The organism is Pseudomonas sp. FG-3G (assembly GCF_901007645.1).
Classification (GTDB): Bacteria; Pseudomonadota; Gammaproteobacteria; order Pseudomonadales; family Pseudomonadaceae; genus Aquipseudomonas; species Aquipseudomonas rhizophila.
Genome location: NZ_CAAKGZ010000045.1, coordinates 333,113 through 355,716 on the forward strand (window position 1 = coordinate 333,113; position 22,604 = coordinate 355,716).

The 22,604-nt window shown below is 60.8% G+C and carries 20 protein-coding genes; 7 read left to right on the plus strand and 13 right to left on the minus strand.

What is annotated here, in order from left to right; genetic code table 11:
- Nucleotides 1-99: 99 nt before the first annotated feature.
- A complete protein-coding gene (locus tag PSEUDOMOFG3G_RS27420; protein ID WP_139048998.1) occupies nt 100-522 on the minus strand; it encodes a DUF3757 domain-containing protein in 423 nt (140 codons plus the stop codon).
- Nucleotides 523-836: 314 nt separating this feature from the next.
- Here PSEUDOMOFG3G_RS27420 and PSEUDOMOFG3G_RS27425 point away from each other — a divergent pair, with 314 nt between their 5' ends.
- Nucleotides 837-1,418, plus strand: a complete 582-nt coding sequence (locus tag PSEUDOMOFG3G_RS27425) for a DUF2780 domain-containing protein (protein WP_139048999.1) — start codon at nt 837-839, stop codon at nt 1,416-1,418.
- On the opposite strand, the gene PSEUDOMOFG3G_RS27430 is transcribed toward PSEUDOMOFG3G_RS27425, so the two are convergent.
- The gene (locus PSEUDOMOFG3G_RS27430; protein ID WP_139049000.1) at nt 1,419-2,306 is read right to left on the minus strand and encodes an acyltransferase; all 888 of its coding nucleotides are present in this window, start codon (nt 2,304-2,306) and stop codon (nt 1,419-1,421) included.
- Between the two features lie 276 nt (nt 2,307-2,582).
- Here PSEUDOMOFG3G_RS27430 and PSEUDOMOFG3G_RS27435 point away from each other — a divergent pair, with 276 nt between their 5' ends.
- The 4 genes from PSEUDOMOFG3G_RS27435 to creD all read left to right on the plus strand — a co-directional run bounded on the left by PSEUDOMOFG3G_RS27435 (nt 2,583) and on the right by creD (nt 6,854).
- Nucleotides 2,583-3,086: an ATP-dependent zinc protease gene (locus tag PSEUDOMOFG3G_RS27435; protein ID WP_047228137.1), complete on the plus strand. Its 504-nt coding sequence runs from the start codon at nt 2,583-2,585 to the stop codon at nt 3,084-3,086.
- 69 nt (nt 3,087-3,155) lie between these two features.
- On the plus strand, nt 3,156-3,836 hold the full coding sequence (gene creB / locus PSEUDOMOFG3G_RS27440) for a two-component system response regulator CreB (RefSeq protein ID WP_076383405.1): 681 nt from the start codon (nt 3,156-3,158) through the stop codon (nt 3,834-3,836).
- Nucleotides 3,836-5,254: a two-component system sensor histidine kinase CreC gene (gene creC, locus PSEUDOMOFG3G_RS27445; RefSeq protein ID WP_139049001.1), complete on the plus strand. Its 1,419-nt coding sequence runs from the start codon at nt 3,836-3,838 to the stop codon at nt 5,252-5,254. The genes creB and creC overlap by 1 nt, the downstream gene beginning before the upstream one ends.
- A gap of 226 nt (nt 5,255-5,480) precedes the next feature.
- Nucleotides 5,481-6,854 carry a cell envelope integrity protein CreD gene (creD, locus tag PSEUDOMOFG3G_RS27450; RefSeq protein ID WP_139049003.1) on the plus strand — a complete coding sequence of 458 codons (1,374 nt, stop codon included), beginning with the start codon at nt 5,481-5,483 and terminating at the stop codon, nt 6,852-6,854.
- 183 nt (nt 6,855-7,037) lie between these two features.
- Here the strand turns inward: creD and PSEUDOMOFG3G_RS27455 are convergent, their stop codons facing one another.
- The 8 genes from PSEUDOMOFG3G_RS27455 to PSEUDOMOFG3G_RS27490 all read right to left on the minus strand — a co-directional run bounded on the left by PSEUDOMOFG3G_RS27455 (nt 7,038) and on the right by PSEUDOMOFG3G_RS27490 (nt 16,225).
- On the minus strand, nt 7,038-7,667 hold the full coding sequence (locus PSEUDOMOFG3G_RS27455; protein ID WP_139049004.1) for a glutathione S-transferase: 630 nt from the start codon (nt 7,665-7,667) through the stop codon (nt 7,038-7,040).
- A 188-nt stretch (nt 7,668-7,855) separates the two neighbouring features.
- Nucleotides 7,856-8,035: a hypothetical protein gene (locus PSEUDOMOFG3G_RS27460; protein WP_076383409.1), complete on the minus strand. Its 180-nt coding sequence runs from the start codon at nt 8,033-8,035 to the stop codon at nt 7,856-7,858.
- Entirely contained in the window at nt 8,032-9,162 is a 1,131-nt protein-coding gene (locus PSEUDOMOFG3G_RS27465; protein ID WP_139049005.1) for a PepSY domain-containing protein, read from the minus strand. The genes PSEUDOMOFG3G_RS27460 and PSEUDOMOFG3G_RS27465 overlap by 4 nt, the downstream gene beginning before the upstream one ends.
- Before the next feature lie 65 nt (nt 9,163-9,227).
- Nucleotides 9,228-11,666 (minus strand): TonB-dependent siderophore receptor, encoded by a 2,439-nt coding sequence (locus PSEUDOMOFG3G_RS27470; protein WP_139049006.1) that lies wholly within the window; start codon nt 11,664-11,666, stop codon nt 9,228-9,230.
- Between the two features lie 212 nt (nt 11,667-11,878).
- Nucleotides 11,879-12,859, minus strand: a complete 981-nt coding sequence (locus tag PSEUDOMOFG3G_RS27475) for a FecR domain-containing protein (RefSeq protein WP_139049007.1) — start codon at nt 12,857-12,859, stop codon at nt 11,879-11,881.
- On the minus strand, nt 12,856-13,374 hold the full coding sequence (locus PSEUDOMOFG3G_RS27480; RefSeq protein WP_092400806.1) for an RNA polymerase sigma factor: 519 nt from the start codon (nt 13,372-13,374) through the stop codon (nt 12,856-12,858). Before PSEUDOMOFG3G_RS27480 ends, PSEUDOMOFG3G_RS27475 begins: the two co-directional genes overlap by 4 nt.
- Nucleotides 13,375-13,586: 212 nt before the next feature.
- Nucleotides 13,587-14,294, minus strand: coding sequence for a PolC-type DNA polymerase III (locus tag PSEUDOMOFG3G_RS27485; RefSeq protein ID WP_047228127.1), 708 nt, complete (start codon nt 14,292-14,294; stop codon nt 13,587-13,589).
- Complete coding sequence (locus PSEUDOMOFG3G_RS27490; protein ID WP_305468590.1) at nt 14,291-16,225, minus strand: putative nucleotidyltransferase substrate binding domain-containing protein; 1,935 nt, start codon at nt 16,223-16,225, stop codon at nt 14,291-14,293. The genes PSEUDOMOFG3G_RS27485 and PSEUDOMOFG3G_RS27490 overlap by 4 nt, the downstream gene beginning before the upstream one ends.
- Nucleotides 16,226-16,481: 256 nt before the next feature.
- Here PSEUDOMOFG3G_RS27490 and PSEUDOMOFG3G_RS27495 point away from each other — a divergent pair, with 256 nt between their 5' ends.
- Nucleotides 16,482-16,928, plus strand: a complete 447-nt coding sequence (locus PSEUDOMOFG3G_RS27495) for a response regulator (RefSeq protein ID WP_047228125.1) — start codon at nt 16,482-16,484, stop codon at nt 16,926-16,928.
- Between the two features lie 126 nt (nt 16,929-17,054).
- On the opposite strand, the gene PSEUDOMOFG3G_RS27500 is transcribed toward PSEUDOMOFG3G_RS27495, so the two are convergent.
- Nucleotides 17,055-19,232, minus strand: a complete 2,178-nt coding sequence (locus tag PSEUDOMOFG3G_RS27500; protein ID WP_047228124.1) for a malate synthase G — start codon at nt 19,230-19,232, stop codon at nt 17,055-17,057.
- 553 nt (nt 19,233-19,785) lie between these two features.
- On the opposite strand from PSEUDOMOFG3G_RS27500, the gene PSEUDOMOFG3G_RS27505 reads away from it, so the two are divergent.
- Nucleotides 19,786-20,304: a glycine cleavage system protein R gene (locus PSEUDOMOFG3G_RS27505; RefSeq protein WP_047228123.1), complete on the plus strand. Its 519-nt coding sequence runs from the start codon at nt 19,786-19,788 to the stop codon at nt 20,302-20,304.
- Nucleotides 20,305-20,521: 217 nt separating this feature from the next.
- Here PSEUDOMOFG3G_RS27505 and rarD read toward each other — a convergent pair whose 3' ends face one another.
- Nucleotides 20,522-21,409 carry an EamA family transporter RarD gene (gene rarD, locus PSEUDOMOFG3G_RS27510; RefSeq protein ID WP_047228122.1) on the minus strand — a complete coding sequence of 296 codons (888 nt, stop codon included), beginning with the start codon at nt 21,407-21,409 and terminating at the stop codon, nt 20,522-20,524.
- A gap of 203 nt (nt 21,410-21,612) precedes the next feature.
- Nucleotides 21,613-22,587, minus strand: coding sequence for a serine/threonine protein kinase (locus PSEUDOMOFG3G_RS27515; protein WP_047228121.1), 975 nt, complete (start codon nt 22,585-22,587; stop codon nt 21,613-21,615).
- Between the last annotated feature and the right edge of the window lie 17 nt (nt 22,588-22,604).

The window sequence follows — 22,604 nt, forward strand, 5'->3', positions numbered from 1 at the left end:
CGACATGGGGTCGTTCCCTGAATAGGCTGGTATTTATTCCGGCGTCACTCTGGTGGCCTGCATGCCCTTGCTATATTCAGATGAATTATGACTTAACAATCAAAAGCTAAGGTTGAAGTAGTCGGCGGTTATCAGCTTGCAGGCCTTAGTGTCCAGGCTCTCGCAGCGATTGTCTTCCCATGGCGAAAATCCCGGTTCCACAACCTGGAGATACTCCAGCGTCAAGTTTATTTCGCCGTATTTGCACGTGATGGTCATCCTTGTGGGCGTCTGCTCGGCGTCGTCGGGCTCATCAATAGCGTATTCGGCACCGTTGAACTGCAGCAGAGCCGGATCGACCACGTCCACCAGGCTTTGGCTCTGCCACTCGCGATCATCCTGTACTTCGACTGAATAGATATCTTCCACGGATTCAATTTTTCTGTGGATGTCAGTGACGGCGGGACAGGTTATTTCATTGGCCTGGATATGGCCGACAAACAGCATCAGTAATCCCGCCCCTTTCGCCAGTGTGTTTTGCATGTGTCGGGTTCCCAGGTTTGGTTGGTTGCTATGGTTTGCGGCTTTTTTCCGGCGGGCTACTGTCAGTGTTGCCAGTTGTTCATACCCATTTTGAATAACAAACGTGTACCTATTGAGTCTTGGCAATAACACTTCAACTGTTTTTGTTTATATAAGCGGTCGCCTGCGTCTGACGCGGGGCACTGGGACAATGAATGGCGTGCCGGGCATACGGCGCGTGTGGGGGAACAATCCTCGCCCGCCCCAGTCAAACGCACGATTTTGCGCCGCCCCTTTAGTGGGCGGCTTTTTCATGGCTCAAGAGGATGTCCCGGATGAAGGTTTCACGAGGTTTTGCACTGTCTTGCCTGCTCGCGCTGGCAAGCAGCCCGGCCTTCGCGCAGTTCAGCCTCAGTGATGCGGCCAATGCGGTGGCGGCGATGCAGGGCGATCAGCCGGGGGAGGGCGCGGTGGCAGCTGCGGCGCAAGCCGCCGGGTTGCTCAATACCCTGGGCTCGGAGCTCAAGATCACCCCGGAACAGGCCATCGGCGGTGCCGGTGCGATGCTGGGGCTGGCGAAGAACCGACTCAGTGAGCCGCAGTTTTCCGAATTGAGCAAAAGCGTGCCGGGCCTGGATCAGATCGCTGGCAACAACGCTATCGGTGGGCTGAATGGCTTGGGTGGCCTGGGCGGTTTGCTCGGTGGCGGGTCGGACAAGAACGCCTTGCTCGACGGCCTGCTGGGTAACGTCAAGGACACCCACGACCTGAACAACGCCTTCAGCGCGCTGGGCATGGACAGCGGCATGATCGGCCAGTTTGCCCCGGTGATCCTTGAATACCTCGGCCAGCAGGGCGTGGCCAGTTCGCTGCTGCAGAACCTGGGTGGCATCTGGGGAGCCGGCGCGGGTATCTGATCAGCCGCGCTCGCTGCGCAAGGCGGCGATGCGCTGATCTTTTTCGATCCAGAGCTGGTTCACCCAGTTCTGGACATGCTGGCGAAACACCGGATCGTTTTCGTAATCGCCCTGCCACAGCGCCGGGTCCAGCTCGCGGGTCTGGATGTCGATAATGACCTTCGGCACCGCACCGCTGATTAAATCCCAGAACCCCGGCGTCCGTTCCTGGGGGTACACCACCGTCACGTCCAGCACCGCGTCCAGTTGCTCGCCCAGCGCTGCCAGCACGAATGCCACGCCACCGGCCTTGGGTTTGAGCAGGTGGGTGAAGGGAGACTGTTGCTGTTGGCTCTTGGCGGCGGTGAAGCGTGTGCCTTCGAGGTAGTTCACCACGGTGACTCGTTGGCGCTTGAACAGCTCGCAGGCCTGACGGGTGATTTCCAGGTCTTTGCCTGCCAGCTCCGGATTTTTTGCCAGGAAGGCCTTGGTGTAGCGTTTCATGAACGGGTAATCCAGCGCCCACCAGGCCAGGCCCAGGAACGGTACCCAGATCAGCTCTTTCTTGAGGAAAAACTTGAAGAACGGCGTACGCCGGTTGAGGGCCTGGATCAGCGCGGGGATGTCGACCCAGGACTGGTGATTGCTGATGACCAGATAAGAGGTGTCGCGGCGCAAGTCGCCACCGCCGCGTATTTCCCAGCGGGTGGGGATGCACAGGGCAAAGATCAGTTTGTCGATTTCGGCCCAGGTTTCGGCGATCCACATCACTGCCCACGAGGCGCAGTCGCGAAGACGCCCGGGCAGGACCAGTTTGAGCAGCGCGAACACCATCAACGGCCCGAACAGCACCAGGGTGTTGAGTAACAGCAGCAGGGTGACAAAACAGCCGGTGAGCAGGCGGCGCATACATGACTCTTGCAAACAGGTGGGCGGGCCATGATAAGCAGCTTCGGGCGGCAGGCCAAATCGAGGTGAAACGAGCGAAGTGATCTGTGGGAGCAAAGCTTGCTCGCGATGAACGTAACGCCATTTCTCTGGAAAACCGTGATGCCCGTATCGCAAGCAGGCTTTGCTCCCACAGACCCTCTTTCCCCGGCAGAGATGTTCTTGACGCCAACCGAACGAATTCACAGCCCACGGTCTAAAATCCCGCTGCCCACCCATACAAAGGAAGTCCATTACGTGAAATCCCTTCTCGCTCTGCTTTCCCTGGTGGCCCTTCCAGTGCTGGCCGCCGAACCGACCCTGTACGGGCGCTACGAATACATCGCACTGCCGGAAATCGGCGGTGAGGTGCTCAAGGCCAAGATGGACACCGGCGCCCTGACGGCCTCGCTGTCGGCCAAGGACATCGAAACCTTTACCCGCGACGGCGAGGACTGGGTACGGTTCCGCCTGGCGACCAAAGGCGCGAGCAACAAGCTCTTTGAGCACAAGGTCGCACGCATCAGCAAGATCAAGACCCGTTCGGAAGAAGATGAAGACGACGAATCGGCTGCCCCCAGCAAACGTCCGGTGGTGGAGCTTGAAATGTGCCTAGGTGATGTCAAGCGGACCGTTGAGGTCAACCTGACGGACCGCAGCAGCTTCAACTACCCGCTGCTGATCGGCGCCAAGGCCCTGCGCGAGTTTGATGCGGCGGTGAACCCGGCCCGACGTTTTACCGCTGACAAGCCCGACTGCTGATTTCCCTGATTGACGTGCCCCCGGGGTTGGGGCACCGTTCCGGCAACTTTACTGTCGGGCGCGGACGCCATGCCTCACATTCTGATTGTCGAAGACGAAGCCGCCATTGCCGATACGCTGGTGTTTGCCCTGCAAGGGGAGGGTTTCGGCACCACCTGGCTGAGCCTTGGCGCGGCTGCGCTTGAGCATCAGAAAAGCACCCCGGCGGACCTGATTATCCTCGACGTGGGCCTGCCGGATATCAGTGGATTCGAGACGTGCAAAAATCTCAGACGTTTCAGCGATGTTCCGGTCATCTTTCTTACAGCCCGTGATGCTGAGATCGACCGGGTAGTGGGGCTGGAGATCGGGGCCGACGATTATGTGGTCAAACCGTTCAGCCCTCGGGAAGTGGCGGCGAGGGTCCGCGCCATCCTCAAGCGCGTCGCGCCGCGACCGCCCACGGATCTGGGCGCTGGGCTATTTCAGGTCGACACCGAGCGGGTGCAGATCCACTATCGTGGCAGACCGCTGAACCTCACCCGTCACGAATTCCGCCTGTTGAACTGTCTGCTGGAGCAACCCGAGCGAGTGTTCAGCCGCGAACAACTGCTCGACGCCCTGGGAGTGGCCAGTGATGCCGGCTACGAGCGCAGCATCGACAGTCACATCAAGAGCGTGCGCGCCAAATTGCGCCTGGTCAGGGCCGAGGCTGAACCGATCCAGACTCACCGTGGCCTCGGCTACAGCTACAGCCCGGGACATAGCTGATGTCGCTGGGCATCCGGATTTTCCTGGTGTATGTGCTGTTCATCGGTTTGACCGGGTATTTCGTCCTCAACACAGTGATGGAAGAAATACGCCCCGGCGTGCGCCAGTCCACCGAAGAAACCCTGGTGGACACCGCTAACCTGATGGCCGAGATCCTGCGGGACGATTTCAAGGCCGGCACCCTCAACCAGAACCGCTGGCCGCAACTGCTCAAGGCTTACGGTGAGCGCCAGCCTGCAGCATCGATCTGGGGGTTGCCAAAGAACCAGGTCAACCATCGCATCTACGTCACGGACGCTAAGGGGATTGTGGTGCTCGACTCCAGCGGTGTGGCGGTGGGCCAGGATTATTCGCGCTGGAACGACGTCTACCTGACCCTGCGCGGGCAATACGGCGCACGCTCGACCCGCAGCGTTGCCGATGATCCGACGTCTTCGGTGATGCACGTTGGCGCGCCGATTCGCGACAACGGCCGGATTATCGGCGTGGTCACCGTGGCCAAGCCCAACAGTTCGCTGCAACCCTATGTCGACCGCACCGAGCGGCGCCTGTTGGCTTACGGCGCCGGGTTGATCGGCCTGGGGCTGCTGTTGGGCGCCTTGTTGTCGTGGTGGCTGAGCGCGGCGCTACGGCGTTTGACTGTTTATGCCGAGGCCGTCAGCCAAGGGCAACGGGTAGAAGTGCCGCATTATCGCGGTGGCGAGTTCGAGCAACTGGCCGGTGCGGTGGAACACATGCGCACCCAACTGGAAGGCAAGGCTTACGTCGAGCGCTACGTGCACACCCTGACTCACGAACTCAAGAGCCCGCTGGCGGCAATCCGTGGTGCCGCCGAGTTGCTGCAGAGCGACATGCCGACGGCCCAGCGTCAGCGTTTCGTCAGCAACATCGACAACGAAAGCGTGCGCATGCAGCAGTTGATCGAGCGTTTGCTCAACCTGGCCCAGGTCGAGCAGCGACAGGGACTGGAAGAAGAGATTGCCGTGCCGCTGGCGGCATTGATGGACGAGCTGCTGGAGGCCCGCAGTGGCTGGATCGAAAGCCGGCAGTTGCAGATCGAGCGGCACATTGCCGTGGACCTGACATTGACGGGGGAGCCGTTTCTGTTGCGTCAGGCCCTGGGCAATCTGCTGGAAAACGCCCTGGACTTCACGCCCGTCAACGGGCTGTTGCGCATGAGTGCCGAGCGTGTCGGCAACCGCGTCGAGATCCGGCTGTTCAATCAGGCCGAACCGATTCCCGCCTACGCCCTGCCGCGTCTGAGTGAACGCTTCTACTCCCTGCCGCGCCCTGACAGCGGTCGCAAGAGCACCGGGTTGGGCCTCAACTTTGTGGAGGAAGTGGTGCAGTTGCATGCCGGGGAGTTCAGTATTGGCAATGTCGAGGGTGGGGTTGAGGTGGTTTTGCGGTTGCCTTGAAACCGCCTCTGCCGCCTGACAGAACACAACCCTGTGGGAGCGAGCCTGCTCGCGATAGCAGTGGCTCAGCTTGCACGGGTGTTGCTTGACAGTCAGCTATCGCGAGCAGGCTCGCTCCCACAGTTCGTTTGCCTTGGGCAGTCTCCACACAATCTCCACAATCTCTCCATAACCCCAGCACACAGCCGGCTCAAGCTCTCCCTCATTCGAACAGGGAGAGCCCCACATGAACCGCAGCCTCGCCGTAAAACTGGGCATGATTGCCCTATTGATCCTCCTGCTGATGATCCCGTTGTTGATGATCAACGGCCTCATCGACGAGCGTCAGGAACTGCGCGACGGTGTACTGCAGGACATCGCCCGCAGTTCCAGTCACAGCCAGCAACTCATCGGGCCGATGATCGTGGTGCCGTTTCGCAAGGATGTGCGGGTCTGGAATACCAACGAGAAGACCGGCGCGCGGTTCCTGGAAACCGTCGAGCAAAGCGGTGAGTTGTATTTTCTGCCGGAGCAATTGGACGTCGACGGCCAGATCCGCACAGAAACCCGTGCACGCGGGATCTACGAGGCGCGGTTGTTTCATGCCGACAACCGGATCGACGGCCACTTCAAGGTGCCTGAGCGTTTCGGCGTGGCCACCAAGGATTTTGCCGACTACCGCTTTGACGAGCCCTATCTGAGCGTGGGCATCAGCGACATCCGCGGCATCGAGAATGCACTGACCCTGAAGCTCAACCAGCAGACCGTCGATTTCCTGCCCGGCTCGCGGATCGGCTGGCTGGGGCAGGGCGTGCATGTGCCGCTGCCAATGGTCACGGCCCAGAGCAGCACTGAGCTGACCTTCGGTTTCGACCTGCGGCTGCAAGGCACCGGTCAATTGCAGATTCTGCCGGTAGGTAAGTCCACCCAAGTGCACCTGTCGGCCGACTGGCCGCACCCCAGCTTCATCGGCAACTACCTGCCGACCCAGCGCGACATCAATGAGCAGGGCTTCAGTGCCGACTGGCAGACCACGTTTTTCTCTACCAACCTGCTGGAAACCTTGCAAGCCTGCGAGCCAAGCGATGGCTGTGAAGCGTTTCGCAGCCGTGCCTTTGGTGTGAGTTTCATCGACCCGGTGGACCAATATCTCAAGAGCGACCGGGCGATCAAATATGCACTGCTGTTCATAGCGCTGACGTTTGCCGGGTTCTTTCTCTTCGAAGTGCTCAAGAGCCTGGCGGTGCATCCGGTCCAGTACGCCTTGGTAGGCGTGGCTCTGGCGTTCTTTTACCTGTTGCTGCTGTCCCTGTCGGAACACATCGGTTTTGCCCTGGCGTATTTGCTGTCAGCCAGCGCCTGTGTGCTGCTGATCGGGTTCTATGTCTGCCATGTGTTGCGCAGCGTGAGCCATGGCCTGGGGTTTTCGGCGGGGTTGGCGGGCTTGTACGGTTTGCTCTATGGATTGTTGAGTGCCGAGGACTACGCCTTGCTGATGGGCTCGCTGTTGCTGTTCGGTCTGCTCGGTGTGTTCATGGTATTGACCCGTAAGCTGGACTGGTACCGGGTGGGAGCGAAGCCGGCGGCTGCGATGACGTTCGATCTGGGAGAGGTGAAATGAGCCGGTCGCTGGGGTTGCGCGAGGACCGGCAATGGCGAGCAGTGCTGGTGACGCGCATAGGGCAGTTGTTTCCCTTGGATCCGCTGCGCTGCCATCGCGGGCAAGCCTTGCTCCCACAGGCGGAGCAAGGTCTATGTGGGAGCAAGGCTTGCCCGCGACAAGGCCAGTATGGCTAACGCAGGGCTAGATTCTGGGCACTGTCTCGACCATCGAAGGCCGCAAGCTCACTTCGGCAAACCACGCTGCCAATTGTGGATTGGCCTTGCGCCATTCCAGATCGGGATGGCGCAGGTCCAGGTAACCCAGGGCGCAGGCCACGCTGATGGACGCAATGTCGAAATGGCAGGCCAGTTCGGCTATTGCCTCGTCTTCGAGCATGCCCAGGGCGCGGCGGATCTTGTCCCGTTGCGCATCGAGCCACTCGGCCCAGTGTTTTTCGACGGGTCGCAGGGCGGTTTCGTAGCGAATCATCACCGCGGCGTCCATGATTCCGTCAGCCAGGGACGCCAGGGTCAGGCGTCGCCACCGGGCTGCGCCGTCGCGGGGGATCAGCGGATTGCCGACGTGCTGGTGGTCGAGGTAATCAAGAATGACGCGACTGTCGTGGAGCACATTGCCATTGGCCAGGCGCAGGGCCGGGATCTTGCTCAGGGGGTTGTCATCAATGAGTGCCTGGTCCGGCCTGACCGGCGTGAGCTGGCTGAGCTGCAACGCCACGCGGTCTTGCTGGCCGGTTTCGTGCAGCAGCACCAGGACCTTGCGCACGAAAGGCGAAGCGGGGTTGTGGAACAACGTCATGCTGGGGGCCGACATGCAGGTATCCTCGATTAACGGGCAAGGGCTTAGCCTAGACAGTTCCAAGGCGGCTGGCGAGGCCGATTGGAAGCCAGTGTGGGAGCGAGCCTGCTCGCGATAGCGCAGTGTCAGTCGATATCAATGTGACTGGTTCACCGCCATCGCGAGCAGGCTCGCTTCCACATTGGGTCCGCGTCGGGCTGAAGTTATCTGCGTTTGATCAGCCCCCAGGTTCCCAGCACCGTCGGCACGCCCAAACCCACCCAACTCACGGCATCCCAGGCCCCATCGCCGAGCAATGCCGAAAACAACCCCGCCGCGCTCAGCACGCCGATTGCCACGGGAATACCAAACACTTTCCAGAAACTCGACTGCCGGGGCCTCACGAGACCACCTGCGCCGCGACCGCTGCGCGTTTGGCCGCTTTTCGCCGCACGAGCCACAGGTAGACGCCGCTGCCGAGGACGATGATGGTCAGCACGTCCAGGGTCGCCCAGAAAATCTGCATCGGCCGACCGCCGTAGTCGCCGAAGTGCAGCGGCAGGGACAGGCTCATCATATCCATGTACCACGGCCGTTCAGCCACGGCGGTGACGTCCAGGGTGCTGGCGTCGATCAATACGGGTGTCAGCAAATGGGAGGTCAGGTGGGTGTCACCTTTCATGAACACGCTGTAGTGGTGTTCGCTGGAAAACAGCGTACCGGGGAAGGCGATGAAGCTGGGTTCCATGCCCGGCGCAACTTCTTTGGCGATGTCCAGCAAGCGGGTCGCTGGGGCCAGTTGCGTCAGCGGCGGGGCGTCGCGATAGGGCTCGACCATGGCGCTGAGGCTGTCATTGCGCCAGGCGGCGATGATCAGGTCGGCGCACGCCGCGATGACGCCGGTCACGCCCACCGTCAGCGCCCAGACCAGCGTGACCACGCCGATCAGGTTGTGCAAATCGAGCCAGCGCAGGCGCGTGGATTTGTCCTGGCGCACCGTGGCGAATTTCAGGCGGCGCATGAACGGCAGGTACAACACCACACCGGAAACGATGGCGATCACGAACAACAGGCCCATGAACGCCAACAGCAACTTGCCTGGCAAGCCGGCGAACATGTCCACATGCAGGCGCAGCATCACCATCATGAAACCGCCGTTGGCCGAGGGCATTTCCAGGGCCTCGCCGGTGCGGGCATCGAGCATGAACGTGTGGGAGGAATTGGGTTCGGTGCCCGGCGTCGGCGCCATGATGGTGATGACACCGTTGGGATCATCCTCGTCCCAGCCAAAATACTGGACCACCTCACCGGGGCGATAGGCCTTGGCTTTTTCCACCAGTTGCGCAAGGTCCAATGGCGGTGTGTCGGCCGGCATTTCGCGAAGCTCGGGGGCGTCGCCCAGCAGATGCTCGATTTCGTGATGAAAAATCAACGGCAGCCCGGTGATCGCCAGCATCAGCAGAAATACCGTGCAGATCAGGCTGGTCCAGGTGTGGACGAAGGACCAGCGACGGATGGTTTTGCTTTTCATGATTGATCCGAATGCAAAAAGGGCCACAGGTGGCCCTTCAAAAGGTTTACGCAAATGCTAACCGTTTACCATTTGTAATTCACGCTGGCGACGACGCTGCGTTGATCGCCGTAGTAGCAGTAGAAACCGTCACACGTGGACAGGTAGTCCTTGTTGAAGACGTTTTTTGCATCCACCGCCACCGATACCCCTTTGAGCGAGTTGTCCAGGCGACCCAGGTCGTAATGGGCCGAGGCGTCATATACGGTATAGGAACCGACATGGCCCCAGTCGGTGTTGGTGGTGTTGCCATAGGTGTCGCCGACGTAACGCACACCCGCACCGACACCAAAGCCGTCCAGCGGGCCGTTGTGCCAGGTGTAGTCCGCCCAGGCGGTGGCTTGGTTACGCGGCACCTGGGCCATGCGCTTGCCTTTTTCCGCCGTCGTGCCTTTGGTGATTTCACTGTCGTTGTAGGTGTAGGAGCCGATGAGCTTCAGGTTGTCGGTCACGTCGCCCGAGGCCTCCAACTCCAGGCCACGTACCTGTACTTCACCCACTTGGCGGGTGACGTTGTTTTCGGTGACAGAGTTGTTTTTCTGGGTCAGGTCGAACACCGCCGCCGTCAGCAGGGTTTTGGTGCCGGGTGGCTGGTACTTGATGCCCGCTTCGTACTGTTCGCCTTCGGTCGGCTTGAATGCATCGGTGCTGTTGACGTTGGCACCGGCCGCTGCCTGGAAGGACTGGGCGAAAGAAATGTACGGCGTCACGCCATTGTCGAAGACGTAGCTCAGCGCCGCGTTACCGCTGAATTTCTTGTCGCGCTGGGTGTTGGTCGCGCCGGCCTGGTTGTGGAACTCGGTGCCGGTGTGGATCCAGTCTTCACGACCACCCAGGGTCAGACGCCAGTTGTCCAGGGCGATCTGGTCCTGGATGTAGAGACCGGTTTGCTGGGTCTTCTGGTTGTAGTCGTACATGGTGAAGTACTGGACGTTGGAGAAATCCTGTCCGTAGGTCGGGTTGTGGATGTTGCTGGTCGGCACGCCAGTCGAACCCCAATCCCAGCGTGAATTGCTGTTGGAGCGCTGGTGATCCAGGCCCAGCAACAGGGTGTGGCTGAGGGCGCCGGTCTGGAAGTCGGCCTGGAAGTTGTTGTCCACGGCGAACTGGCTGATGTCTTCGTTGATGACGCTGGCGCTGCGCTTGACGTTGCCGTTGGCATCCACGGATTGGTCGGGGCCGTCTGGCCAGAATTGGCCACCTGCGGAGATGCCTTGGGTTTCCAGGTCGCTCTTGGTATAGCGCAGGTTCTGGCGGAACTGCCAAGTGTCGTTCAGACGATGTTCAAACGCATAGCCGAGGGCGTAGTAGGTGCGGTCGTAGAATTCCCAGTCCGGGTCACCCAGGTTTTTGTGGTGGGAAATCTTGCCGGCCGGCGACGACAGCTTGGTGCCTTGCAGCGGCAGGAATTGCCCGGTGATGCCGGTGTCGTCGCGGGTGTACTGGGACAGGAAGGTCAGGCGGGTGTCGTCGTTGATGTTCCAGGTCAGGCTCGGGGCGATGTTGTAGCGTTTGTCCGGGATGTGATCGACCTGGGCGTTGCTGTCGCGCACCGTGCCGCTGAGTCGATAGAGGAACTGGCCTTCGTCATCGACCTTGCCGGTGCTGTCGAAGTTGATCTGCTTGTGTTCGTAGCTGCCGGCTTGCAGTTCGACCTCGTGGCTGCTTTGAGCTTGCGGGCGACGGCTGACCATGTCCAGCATGCCGCCGGGTGGCGTCTGGCCGTAGATCGAAGACGCCGGACCACGCAGCACGGCGATGCGCTCGAGGTTCCAGGGCTCGATTTTCGGCGTGACGTAGTTGCCCTTGGGCAGCGGCAGACCATCAAGGAACTGCGTCGGTACAAAACCGCGCACCAGCAGCCAGTCGTTGCGTGAGTCCGAGCCGTAGCCGCTGCTCTGCACGCCAGCGGTGTAGCGCAGGGCGTCATTGAGGTTGAGGACCGAGCGATCTTCCATCTGCTGGCGTGTGACCACGGAAACCGAGCGCGGCAGTTCGACAATCGGCGTATCGGTCTTGGTGCCGGCCGCCGTGCGGGTGGCGACATAGCCGTCGGTCGGACCCCATGCGGTCTCGCTGAGGCCGGCGCCGATCACGCTGGTTTCCGGTAAAGCCATGACGCCTTCGGGCACGGCCACCAGGCTGTAGGTGCCGGCGCTGCTTTGTTGCAGTTGAAGGCCGGTGCCGCGCAACGCCTCACGTAATGCGCCAATGGCATCGAACTGGCCCTGGACTGGTGCCGAGGTTTTGCCCGAGGCCAGGGACGGGGTCAGACTCAGGGCGAGCCCGGCCTGACTGGCGATCTGGTTCAGGGTGCTGGCCAATGGTGCGGCGGGCAGGTTGTAGGTGCGCACGCTCGAGGCTTGTTCGGCGGCCAGCAACGGGCCGCTGACCAACGGGGCGGCAAAAGCGATGGCAACGGCCAACAGACTGGGGCGCAACAGGGTGTCTAGCGGGCGGGACATACGGCGGCTCCTGAATGGAAATATTTCTCAATTGCCTTGGTGCCGGATGAAAATTCAAAAGTGATAGGGCTGGATGAAAATAATTTAGATTCAGATTGGGGTGAGGTGTCCAACGGGTCTTCGGATCGGGACGGCTTCATCGCGAGCAGGCTCGCTCCCACAGGGGACCACTGAAGATCAAATGTGGGAGCGAGCCTGCTCGCGATGGGGCCTCAAGGCTTGGTCTCGGCCCTCGGCCCCACCATCACCCACCAGCGCGTGTGATGCTCGACCTGTACCGGCAAGGTCGGCAGCAGGGCGCTGAGTGCCAGATCGGTGTCGTGCAGCGGGAAGCTGCCCGTGATGCGCAGGTCTGCCACCTGTGGCTCGACACCCAGGTAGCCGCGACGATAGCGTCCCAGCTCATGGATCAGGTCTTCGAGGCGGGCGTTGTCCAACACCAGCATGCCGCGGGTCCAGGCATCGGCGCCCGGACTCAGGGCCATCGTCGGCCCGAGACCGTCGCGACGCATCAACACCTGCTGGCCTTCGCGCAGGATCTGCTCTTCGTCGGTGGCCTGCGGATGCGCCGCCACTGCCGACTTCAACACGCTCAGGCGCGTGCCTTCTGTTTCTCGCTTGACCAAAAACCGGGTGCCCAGGGCGCGCATGTTGCCTTCGCGGGTTTCAACGATAAACGGACGCGGATCGTTGTGGCCGGTTTCCACCAGGATCTCGCCTTCTTGCAGGACAATGCGGCGCTGCTTGTCATCGAAACGCACGTCCAGCGCACTGTGGGTGTTGAGGTTGATCAGCGTGCCGTCGGCCAGGCGCAGGACGCGCTGCTCGCCGGTGGCGGTGCGCTGGTCGGCCAGCCAGTAATCCAGCGGCAAGTAACGATCTCCGGCAAACAGCGCCAGGCCGATCACTGCAACAATGCTGGCCAGGCTGCTGCCGAGCTTGCGCACGCGGCGACGGATGTTTGCTCTGGATTGCAACAACGCGGCTCGCCCAGGGCCGTTGGCGACACTGAAGCGTTGGTCAAGCATGCCCAGTTGCCGCCAGGCCCGGGCATGTTCTTCGTCGGCGGCATGCCATTGGGCGAACGCTTCCCGCTCCTGGGCACTACCGCCGCCTGAGTCCAGGGACAGTTGCCAGGCAATGGCCGCATCCAGAACCCCGGTCGAGACGGGTTTGGAAGAAGGCGTGCTCATGTCGGCTCACCATAAAGCGCGATGTAGCACTGGCGCATGCCCTGGGCCAGGTACTGCCGCACCCGGGGCACGGAAACCCCCAGGCGCTCGGCGATTTCTGCATGGCTGAGGCCGTCGAGGCGGTTGTAGAGGAAGGCGGCGCGGGCCTTGCTCGACAATTTGCCAAGCAGCCGATCGATAGCCTTGAGGTCTTCGAGGATCAGTTGCTGCTCTTCCAACGACGGCTGTTCGTTTTCCGGGATCAGCATCAGCTCGGTGAGGTAGGCCTGCTCCAGCGCCGCCCGACGGAAATAATCGAACAGCAGTCCCTTGGCGATCGCCACCAGAAACGCCCTGGGCTCTCGGGGCGCTGTCAGTTCCTCCCGGCCCAGCAGGCGCACGAAGGTGTCCTGGCTCAGATCTTCGGCCCGCTGCGGGCAGGCCACGTTGCGGCGCAGCCATGCCAATAGCCACCCGCGATGGTCACGGTACAACGCACCAACCAGATCACTGTGGGGGCTTGGGACTGACGACACGAAGCATCACCGACGTTTTAAGTAACGAGAATTGTTCGCGATTGTCGCAGAGGCGGGGGAGAGAAAGCAATTGGCGCTGGTCGGAGCACGATCCGCAGATTCAGGAGAGTCTGGAGCAAGGCTTGCCCGCGATGGCATCGCCGGGACTGGCAGCCTGGCCGAGTCGCCTGCATCGCGGGCAAGCCTTGCTCCCACAGGTCAACCACCTTGGGCTAAAGCGAAGGCGCCCGTTGCCGTCGCTTCCATTGGCTCAGGTGCTGTTGCAGCTCAAGCGGGCTATGGATCTGCTGCTGACGGGCACGGCTGAACAGAATGAGCGCCAATTCGGCGGTGGCCAGGGCGTCGGCGCTGGCGTTATGACGGTCGAAGACTTGCAATTTGCACCAGTCGATCCAGTCGTCCAGGCCGGCCTTGCGCAGGTGCGCTTGAGGGCAGAGCATCGGCGCCAGGTCAGCGACATCCAGAAACGAATGCTGCAAGCGATAACCGAGGTAATCCTTCAGTGCTCGCCCCAGCATGTGGGAGTCGAACGGCGCATGAAATGCCAGCAGAGGGCTGTCGCCGACGAATTCCATGAACGCCAGCAGCGCCTCGGCGGGGTCGCTGCCGGCGGCAATTTCACTCGGCGCCAGGCCATGGATCAATACGCTGGGTCCCAGCTTCTGCTTGTCGCACTGCAAGGTGCGTTCGAACTGTTGGCTGAAGTCGATGGCGCCGTCTTCTATGACCACCGCACCGATGGACAGCACCTGATCCTTGTTCAGGTTCAACCCCGTGGTTTCCAGATCCAGCACCACCCAGCGTTGCTCCCTCAGGCTGCATTCACCCAGGGGCGCGGGGGCCGGCAGGCGCTCCAGGCGCTGTTGCACGTCTTCAGGCAACATCGGTTGGACCGGGCGTAACCAGGAAAAAATGCTCACAACTGGTACCTCAGCGTCAGGCTGCTTTGCAGCCGTTGGGCCTGGCGCAGGGATTCGCGCAGAATGCGCCGGTCCAGATGATTAAGGCTGTCGGGGTCGACCCGGTTGGAGTAGGGCAGGTTTTCGCGGGTCTGCAGTTGATGTTGTTGCATGCGGGTTTGCTGGATGAAGTGGTAGGCCTCTTCATAGGCCGCGCCATCGAGCGGTTGGATCACGTCCTTGATGACCAGTTGCCGCAAGCGCTCCAGGGTATTGTTGGCTTCGATGCCATTGGCCAGGGCCAGCAGGCGAGCGCCGTCGACAAAAGGCGTCAGGCCTTGCACTTTCAGGTCCAGGGTGGCTTTTTCGCCGTTCTTGCGGCTGAGCACGAAATCCCTGAAGCGTCCCACCGGTGGACGATGACGCAGCGCGTTCTCGGCCATCATGCGCTGGAACAAACGGTTATCGGCCACCTGTTCGAGTACTTGCTGGCGCAACTGCTCACAGCCTTGCTCATCGCCCCAGACCACCCGCAGGTCGAAATAGATACTCGAGCTCAATAGGTTTTCCGGCGTCGCTTCACGAATGAATGCGGCAAAGCGTCGGGCCCATTCGGCGCGGGACAGGCACAGCTCCGGATTGCCGGCCATGATGTTGCCCTTGCACAAGGTGAAACCACAGAGGGCCAGGCTCTGGTTGATCTGTTGGGCGATGGGCAGCAGCAGCCCGCGGATCTGCGCCGCATGGGCGGCGTCCCGGGCTTCGAACAGGATGCCGTTGTCCTGGTCGGTGTGCAGGGTCTGCTCGCGCCGGCCTTCACTGCCGAAACACAACCAACTGAACGGCACGCCCGGGTCACCCTTGTCGGCCAGGGTCAGTTCGATGACCCGGCACACGGTGTGGTCGTTGAGCAGCGTGATGATCTGGGTGATCTGCGTCGACGACGCACCATGGGCCAGCATGCGCTCGACCAATTGACCGATCTCGCCGCGCAGGGCCACCAGGGTCTCGACTTTCGGGGCGCTGCTGATGGTCCGTGCCAGATGCACCAGGTCGACCCGCTGCAGGGAAAACAGATCGCGCTCGGACACCACGCCGCACAAGCGATGGTCCTTGACCAGACAAACATGGGCGATGTGGCGCTCAGTCATGGCGATGGCCGCGTCGAAGGCGCTGTGGTCCGGCGAGAGATAGAAGGGTGTCGGGGTCATGTGCGCGGCGATGGCTTCGGAAAAATCCCCGGAGCCGTCGGCGACCACATGCCGCAGGTCGCGCAGGGTAAAAATCCCTACCGGCGCTTTTTGCTCGTTCACCACCACAATGCTTCCGACCTGCTGTTCGTGCATCAGTTTCACGGCTTCGCGCAGGGGCATGTCGGGGTTGCAACTCACCGGATGACGCATCGCCAGCTCGCCCAGCCGGGTGTTGAGCGAATATTGGGTGCCGAGGGTTTGCGCGGACTTCTGCTGGACTTGCTGATTGAACTGGTCGAGCAGGCTGCTAACTCCACGCAGCGCGAAATCACGAAACGGGCTCGACAGGGCGAATAGCTTGATGAATGCCTGCTTGTTCAACTGCAGGCAGAAGGTGTCCTCGCCGGCACGGTGTTCGGTGCGCGTGGCCCGCTCGCCCAGCAGCGCGGCAAGGGGGAAGCATTCGCCGGTGGTGATTTCGAAGGTGGTCTCGGTGCCACCTTTTGCCGAATGCGGACGCTCGCCCACGACCCGGCCCTGCTTGACGATATAAAAGTGTTCCACCGTGCCGTCGGCCGGTTTGATGATGGTGTCCCCCGGTGCGTAAAAACGCAGCAGGCATTGCTCCACCAGATAAGCCAGGTGAGCGTTTTCCATTTGGTTGAACGGGGGAAAACGCTGAAGGAATTGCAGCGTTCCCTGGATGTTCTGCAACACCGCGGTTTTCCCAGCCTGGGTAAAGGCGTCCGTTTTTTTCATAACCATGGCGCAGTCTTTTTTGAATTGTTGTGGTCGGATCTGTCCCCATGGTCAACCCCTGAGGGTAGGGTGCCCATTGGACGTAAGTCTAGGTCAACGCAAAAGGCTGGGAACGATAGAAAAATCCCTCGTGTGGTCTATCCGATGCCTGCAATAAATGTACTTGGAAAAAAATCCGACGAAGTGCACATTGAAGCGACGCAGAACGATGTCTGACCACTGTGCCGGGGATCGATTAAAGAACGTAGAGAGCATCATGTCCGACCACGATATTTTGAGTGACGCCGAGCGCGAGGCGCTGAGTGCCGTCATGCTGGAACCCGACCTGCCGCCGCAACGAGTCTTGATTGTCGATGACGACAAGGACGCCCGTGAGCTGCTATCGGAAATTCTGGCCCTGGACGGCATTCACTGCATGACCGCCGCCAGCGGTGAAACGGCGCTCAAGTTGCTGGAAACCAAGCCGTCGATTGGCCTATTGATCACTGACTTGCGTATGGGCAATGTCGATGGCCTTGAACTGGTTCGCCTGGTCCGTGAGTCGGAGCGGGCAGCGCTGCCGATCATCCTCGTCTCCGGCGATGCCGACGTGAAGGACGCCATCGAAGCGATGCACCTGAGCGTAGTGGATTTTTTGCTCAAGCCTATTGATACGGAAAAATTGCTGGGTCTGGTCAAGCATGAGCTGGGGATGGATCTTTAAAATTGTCTGTGGGAGCCGATGAATCCCACAATGACTCGAGCATCAGCTAGGGCTTGGTGATTTTGCAATGAAAAAGCCCTGATCTTTCGATCAGGGCTTTTTCTTGTGCTGCGTTTTACCCTTCAATCACAGCCCATTGGCTGCCTTGAACTCGCGACGACGACGGTGCAGCACCGGCTCGGTATAGCCGTTAGGCTGCCGGGTGCCTTCGATCACCAACTCCACTGCCGCCTGGAAGGCGATGTTGCTGTCGAAGTCCGGCGCCAGTGGACGGTACAGCGGGTCGCTGGCGTTCTGGCGGTCCACCACCGGCGCCATGCGCTTGAGGCTTTCCATCACCTGGTCCTGGGTGACGATGCCATGGCGCAGCCAGTTGGCGATGTGCTGGCTGGAAATACGCAGCGTCGCACGGTCTTCCATCAGGCCAATATCGTTGATGTCCGGCACCTTGGAGCAACCTACGCCCTGGTCGATCCAGCGCACCACGTAACCGAGGATGCCCTGGGCATTGTTGTCCAGTTCGTTCCTGATCTGCTCCGGCGTCCAGTTCGGGTTCACGGCCAACGGGATGGTCAGGATGTCGTCCACCGAGGCGCGGGCACGTTGGGCCAGTTCGGCCTGACGGGCGAACACGTCGACCTTGTGATAATGCAGCGCGTGCAGCGCTGCAGCGGTCGGCGACGGAACCCACGCGGTGTTGGCACCGGCCATGGGATGAGCGATTTTCTGCTCCAGCATCGCTGCCATCAGGTCCGGCATGGCCCACATGCCCTTGCCGATCTGTGCGCGACCCTGCAGGCCGGTGCTCAGGCCGATATCGACGTTCCAATTCTCATACGCGGCGATCCACTTCTCGGCTTTCATATCAGCCTTGCGCACCATCGGGCCGGCTTCCATGGAGGTGTGGATTTCGTCGCCGGTGCGGTCCAGGAAGCCGGTGTTGATGAACACCACGCGTTCACTGGCGGCCTTGATGCAGGCCTTGAGGTTGACCGTGGTCCGGCGCTCCTCGTCCATGATCCCGACCTTGAGGGTGTTGCGCGGCAGGTTCAGCACGTCCTCGACGCGACCGAACAGTTCGTTGGTGAACGCCGCTTCTTCCGGCCCGTGCATCTTCGGCTTGACGATGTACACCGAGCCGGTACGGCTGTTGCGGCGCGAAGTATTGCCGTTGAGGCTGTGGATTGCCGCCAGGCTGGTGACCAGGCCATCCAGGATGCCTTCCGGTACTTCCTGACCGTCCTTGTCCAGGATCGCGTCGATAGTCATCAGATGACCGACGTTGCGCACGAACAGGAGCGAGCGGCCATGCAGGGTCAGGCCCGAACCGTCGACCGTCGTGTACGCACGATCGGGGTTCATGGTGCGGGTAAACGTCTGACCGCCCTTGGCGACCTGTTCCGACAGATCGCCCTTCATCAGGCCGAGCCAGTTACGGTAGATCACCACTTTGTCATCGGCATCGACGGCGGCGACCGAGTCTTCGCAGTCCATGATGGTGGTCAGCGCCGCTTCCATCAGGATGTCTTTGACGCCGGCGGCATCGGTCTGGCCGACGGGGGTGCTGGCGTCGATCTGGATTTCGAAGTGCAGGCCGTTGTGCTTCAACAGCACGGTGGTCGGTGCCGAAGCGTCGCCCTGGAAACCGATCAGTTGCGCGTCGTCACGCAGGCCGCTGTTGCTGCCGCCCTTGAGGGCAACCACCAGTTTGCCATCGACGATCTTGTAAGCGGTGGAATCGACATGGGAGCCGGCCGCCAACGGCGCGGCTTCGTCGAGGAAGGCGCGGGCAAAGGCAATGACCTTGTCGCCGCGTACCTTGTTGTAGCCTTTGCCTTTCTCCGCGCCGTCGGCTTCGCTGATGGCATCGGTGCCGTACAGCGCGTCGTACAAAGAACCCCAGCGGGCGTTCGAGGCATTGAGGGCGAAGCGGGCATTCATCACCGGCACGACCAGCTGCGGGCCGGCCATGCGGGCGATTTCGTCATCGACATTTTGCGTCGTGGCCTGGAAATCCGCCGCTTCTGGCAGAAGATAACCGATGTCTTGCAGGAAGGCTTTGTAAGCCACGGCGTCGTGGGCCTGGCCGGCACGGGCCTGGTGCCAGGCATCGATCTGTGCCTGGAAATCGTCGCGTTTGGCGAGTAGGGCTTTGTTCTTCGGGGCCAGGTCGTGGATGACTTTGTCGGCACCGGCCCAGAACGCATCGGCGGTGAGGCCGGTTCCGGGGATAGCTTCGTTATTCACGAAGTCGAACAGGACTTTGGCGACCCGCAGGCCACCGACTTGAACGTGTTCAGTCATTGCTTGCCTCACTCTGCTCAGCTATTTCGCTTTTCAGCTCTTCGATTTTGACAATGAAGCCTCGGGACATTTAAACCACAAACCCCGGAACCAGTACATGCCATCGCTGGCGGCTGGGTGGGACCTGTCACGGGCGTTAAGCCTTGCTGACGGGGCTTTCAGGGATGCGACCGCGCCTTGAACAGTCATTGGTCCAACATTATGTAGTGCGCGCTGCGGCATACTACATGATCAATTGCGGTTGTGAAAATTAGACTAATTGCGTCGTTCCGCGACCCACTAAAGTGTTACGGTCACGACGAGGCACGGGATGTTCTCAAAAAACGTATGGATTGTTCCATATAAATCTTGATCTTTGTACACGATGTATCTGGTTTCATCCTGTGGGAGCAGAGCTTGCTGCGATACAGGTGCCCTGGTTTCAGAAGGACCGAGTTGTTTTCATCGCGAGCAAGCTTTGCTCCCACAGAGGCGAGGTTTATATCTTTAGGGCACCAGCCTGTCCGCGACCACCTGCCTATACTCTTCTTTCCACAACAAGAGGGCTCGCGCCATGGACCATCTCGTCATCACTGTTTTCGCCCCGGACAAGCCCGGGTTGGTCGAGCAGATCGCCCTTTGCATCGCCGAGCACGGCGGTAACTGGCTGGAAAGCCGCATGTCCCGTCTGGCGGGACAATTTGCCGGAATCCTGCGCCTGAGCGTTCCGGCTGAATCCCATGATGAATTGATCGAAGCCTTGCAAGGCCTGTCGGCCCACAACATCCGCGTGCTGATCGCCGAGGGCATCGTCGAAGAGTCCTGCACTTGGAAGCCTATCGCGATGGAGCTGGTGGGTAATGATCGCCCGGGGATCGTGCGCGACATCACGCGCTTGCTGAGTGAGCAGGGCGTCAACGTCGAGCGACTGGTCACGGACGTGCGGCCGGCGCCGATGAGCAGCGAGTTGCTGTTTCATGCCGAAGCGATCCTCGGGGTGCCAGTGACCTTGTCCCTGGACACTTTGCAGGAACGTTTGGAAACCCTGGCCGATGAGCTGATGGTGGAGCTGAAACTCAGCGACGAGAACTGATAAAGGTTATCCAAGGAAAAACTGCGCCTGCCTGTGGATAACCTGTAGAGACACCTCGCCAGCCCACGTCCGCCGGGCGCTGGCGGGATATGATTAAAAAATCACCAGTTTTCAAGGGCTTGTGCACAAACGGCGGGGATCACGCTGTGGATAACCTTGGGAAGGATAAGCGCAGGCCACGCCCGGCGTGGCCTGTGGAGGTTCGTACGTTTTTTGATCAGTTGCGCCGGCGCATGCTGATCACGGCATCGACGCTATACACCGCAAGCCCAGCCCAGATAAACAGGAACGCCACCAATGTGCTGGACGACAGGTGCTCACCGAACAGCAGCACGGCGAGCAACAACACCAGCGTCGGTGCGATGTACTGGAGGAACCCGAGGGTGGTGTAGGGCAAATGCCGCGCCGCAGCGTTAAAGCACACCAACGGCACCAGCGTCACGGGCCCTGCCGCCACCAGCCACCAGGCTTCGGAGGTGGTCCAGAAAACGGCTTGGGCGCTGGTAGCCGCCGGATTGAACAACAACCAGGCAATGGCGATCGGCACCAGCATCCAGGTTTCCACTACCAGTCCGGGTAAAGCCTTGACCGGCGCCTGCTTGCGGATCAGCCCATAAAAGCCGAAGGTCAGCGCGAGCACCAGCGACACCCAAGGCAGGCTGCCCACTTGCCAGACCTGCTGCGCCACACCGACCGCGGCCAACCCCACCGCCAGCCACTGCATGCGTCGCAACCGTTCACCCAGGATCAACATGCCGAGCAATACGTTCACCAGCGGGTTGATGTAGTACCCCAGGCTCGCTTCGAGCATGCGCTCGTTGTTCACCGCCCAGACGTAGGTCAGCCAGTTGGCCGCGATCAACGTACCGCTCAGGGCCAGGATTGCCAGCCGCTGTGGATTGTCCCGCAGTTCGCGCCACCAGCCCGGGTGTTTCCAGACCATCAGCAACGCCGCGCCGAACAGCGCTGACCACAGCACCCGGTGGATGATGATTTCCACGGACGGCACGTTGGCGATGGCTTTGAAATAGATCGGGAACAGACCCCAGATGATGTAGGCACTCAGGCCCAGGATATACCCGCGACGCGGGTTGGCGGCTTGCATGCAGAATCCTTGCTTAGGCAGCTAACAAAAGAGTGATTGTAAGGAGATTTGTCAGATTGTGCTGTGAACCTTTATGAGCGCCATCGCCTGCCCCTGTGGGAGCGAGCCCGCTCGCGATGACGATGACCCATTCAACATGGACATCGACTGACCTACCGCGATCGCGAGCAGGCTCGCTCCCACAGGGGGGCGGCAGTGGCAAATCAGAACAACTTCAACGGCTCCTCATTGAGCGCCGCCAATTGCTCGCGCAACGCCAACACCTGGTCGCCCCAGTAGCGTTCGCTGCCGAACCACGGGAAGCTGCGCGGGAACGCCGGATCGTCCCAACGGCGCGCTAGCCAGGCGCTGTAGTGCATCAGGCGCAGGGCCCGCAGAGGCTCGATCAAGGCCAGTTCACGCGGGTCAAAGTCATGAAACTCGCGGTAGCCGTCCATCAATTCCGACAACTGCCCCAGGCATTCCTGGCGATCACCGGCGAGCATCATCCACAAATCCTGTACCGCCGGGCCCATGCGGCAGTCGTCCAGGTCGACGATATGAAAAACCTCGTCGCGGCACATCATGTTGCCGGGGTGGCAGTCGCCGTGCATGCGGATGTTCTGGTGAGGCGTGGCGGCATAAACCTCTTCAACCCGTTTGAGCAGGTCCCGGGCCACCGACTCGTAGGCCGGAAGCAGGCTGCGGGGTACGAAACCGCTTTGCAGCACGGTGGCCAGCGAATCGTGGCCGAAGTTTTTCACGCCCAACGCTTCACGATGCTCGAACGGACGGGTCGACCCGACCGCGTGCAGGCGCCCGAGCAATTGCCCCAGGCGATAGAGTTGGTCGAGGTTGCCCGGCTCAGGTGCGCGGCCGCCGCGCCGGGGAAACAGGGTGAAACGAAACCCGGCGTGTTCGTGCAGACTGACGCCGTTGTGAATCAGCGGCGCTACCACCGGCACGTCGCATTCGGCCAGTTCGAAGGTGAAGCGGTGCTCTTCCAGAATCGCTTCGTTGGTCCAGCGCTGAGGGCGATAGAACTTGGCGATCAGCGGCTCGGCGTCTTCGATACCCACCTGATAGACACGGTTTTCATAGCTGTTGAGGGCCAGCACACGGGCATCGCTGAGCAAGCCCATGCTTTCAACGGCATCGAGCACCAGGTCGGGTGTGAGGGTTTCAAACGGATGGGACATGCTGACTCCTGCGCAGC

Excerpts from the sequence above, each read along its gene's own strand:
- PSEUDOMOFG3G_RS27515 (WP_047228121.1), bottom strand. The coding sequence starts at position 22,587 with ATGTCCCATCCGTTTGAAACCCTCACACCCGACCTGGTGCTCGATGCC.
- PSEUDOMOFG3G_RS27500 (WP_047228124.1), bottom strand. The coding sequence starts at position 19,232 with ATGACTGAACACGTTCAAGTCGGTGGCCTGCGGGTCGCCAAAGTCCTG.
- PSEUDOMOFG3G_RS27420 (WP_139048998.1), bottom strand. The coding sequence starts at position 522 with ATGCAAAACACACTGGCGAAAGGGGCGGGATTACTGATGCTGTTTGTC.
- PSEUDOMOFG3G_RS27505 (WP_047228123.1), top strand. The coding sequence starts at position 19,786 with ATGGACCATCTCGTCATCACTGTTTTCGCCCCGGACAAGCCCGGGTTG.
- PSEUDOMOFG3G_RS27495 (WP_047228125.1), top strand. The coding sequence starts at position 16,482 with ATGTCCGACCACGATATTTTGAGTGACGCCGAGCGCGAGGCGCTGAGT.
- PSEUDOMOFG3G_RS27490 (WP_305468590.1), bottom strand. The coding sequence starts at position 16,225 with ATGAAAAAAACGGACGCCTTTACCCAGGCTGGGAAAACCGCGGTGTTG.
- creD (WP_139049003.1), top strand. The coding sequence starts at position 5,481 with ATGAACCGCAGCCTCGCCGTAAAACTGGGCATGATTGCCCTATTGATC.
- creC (WP_139049001.1), top strand. The coding sequence starts at position 3,836 with ATGTCGCTGGGCATCCGGATTTTCCTGGTGTATGTGCTGTTCATCGGT.
- PSEUDOMOFG3G_RS27465 (WP_139049005.1), bottom strand. The coding sequence starts at position 9,162 with ATGAAAAGCAAAACCATCCGTCGCTGGTCCTTCGTCCACACCTGGACC.
- PSEUDOMOFG3G_RS27470 (WP_139049006.1), bottom strand. The coding sequence starts at position 11,666 with ATGTCCCGCCCGCTAGACACCCTGTTGCGCCCCAGTCTGTTGGCCGTT.
- PSEUDOMOFG3G_RS27425 (WP_139048999.1), top strand. The coding sequence starts at position 837 with ATGAAGGTTTCACGAGGTTTTGCACTGTCTTGCCTGCTCGCGCTGGCA.
- PSEUDOMOFG3G_RS27475 (WP_139049007.1), bottom strand. The coding sequence starts at position 12,859 with ATGAGCACGCCTTCTTCCAAACCCGTCTCGACCGGGGTTCTGGATGCG.
- PSEUDOMOFG3G_RS27455 (WP_139049004.1), bottom strand. The coding sequence starts at position 7,667 with ATGTCGGCCCCCAGCATGACGTTGTTCCACAACCCCGCTTCGCCTTTC.
- creB (WP_076383405.1), top strand. The coding sequence starts at position 3,156 with ATGCCTCACATTCTGATTGTCGAAGACGAAGCCGCCATTGCCGATACG.
- PSEUDOMOFG3G_RS27430 (WP_139049000.1), bottom strand. The coding sequence starts at position 2,306 with ATGCGCCGCCTGCTCACCGGCTGTTTTGTCACCCTGCTGCTGTTACTC.
- rarD (WP_047228122.1), bottom strand. The coding sequence starts at position 21,409 with ATGCAAGCCGCCAACCCGCGTCGCGGGTATATCCTGGGCCTGAGTGCC.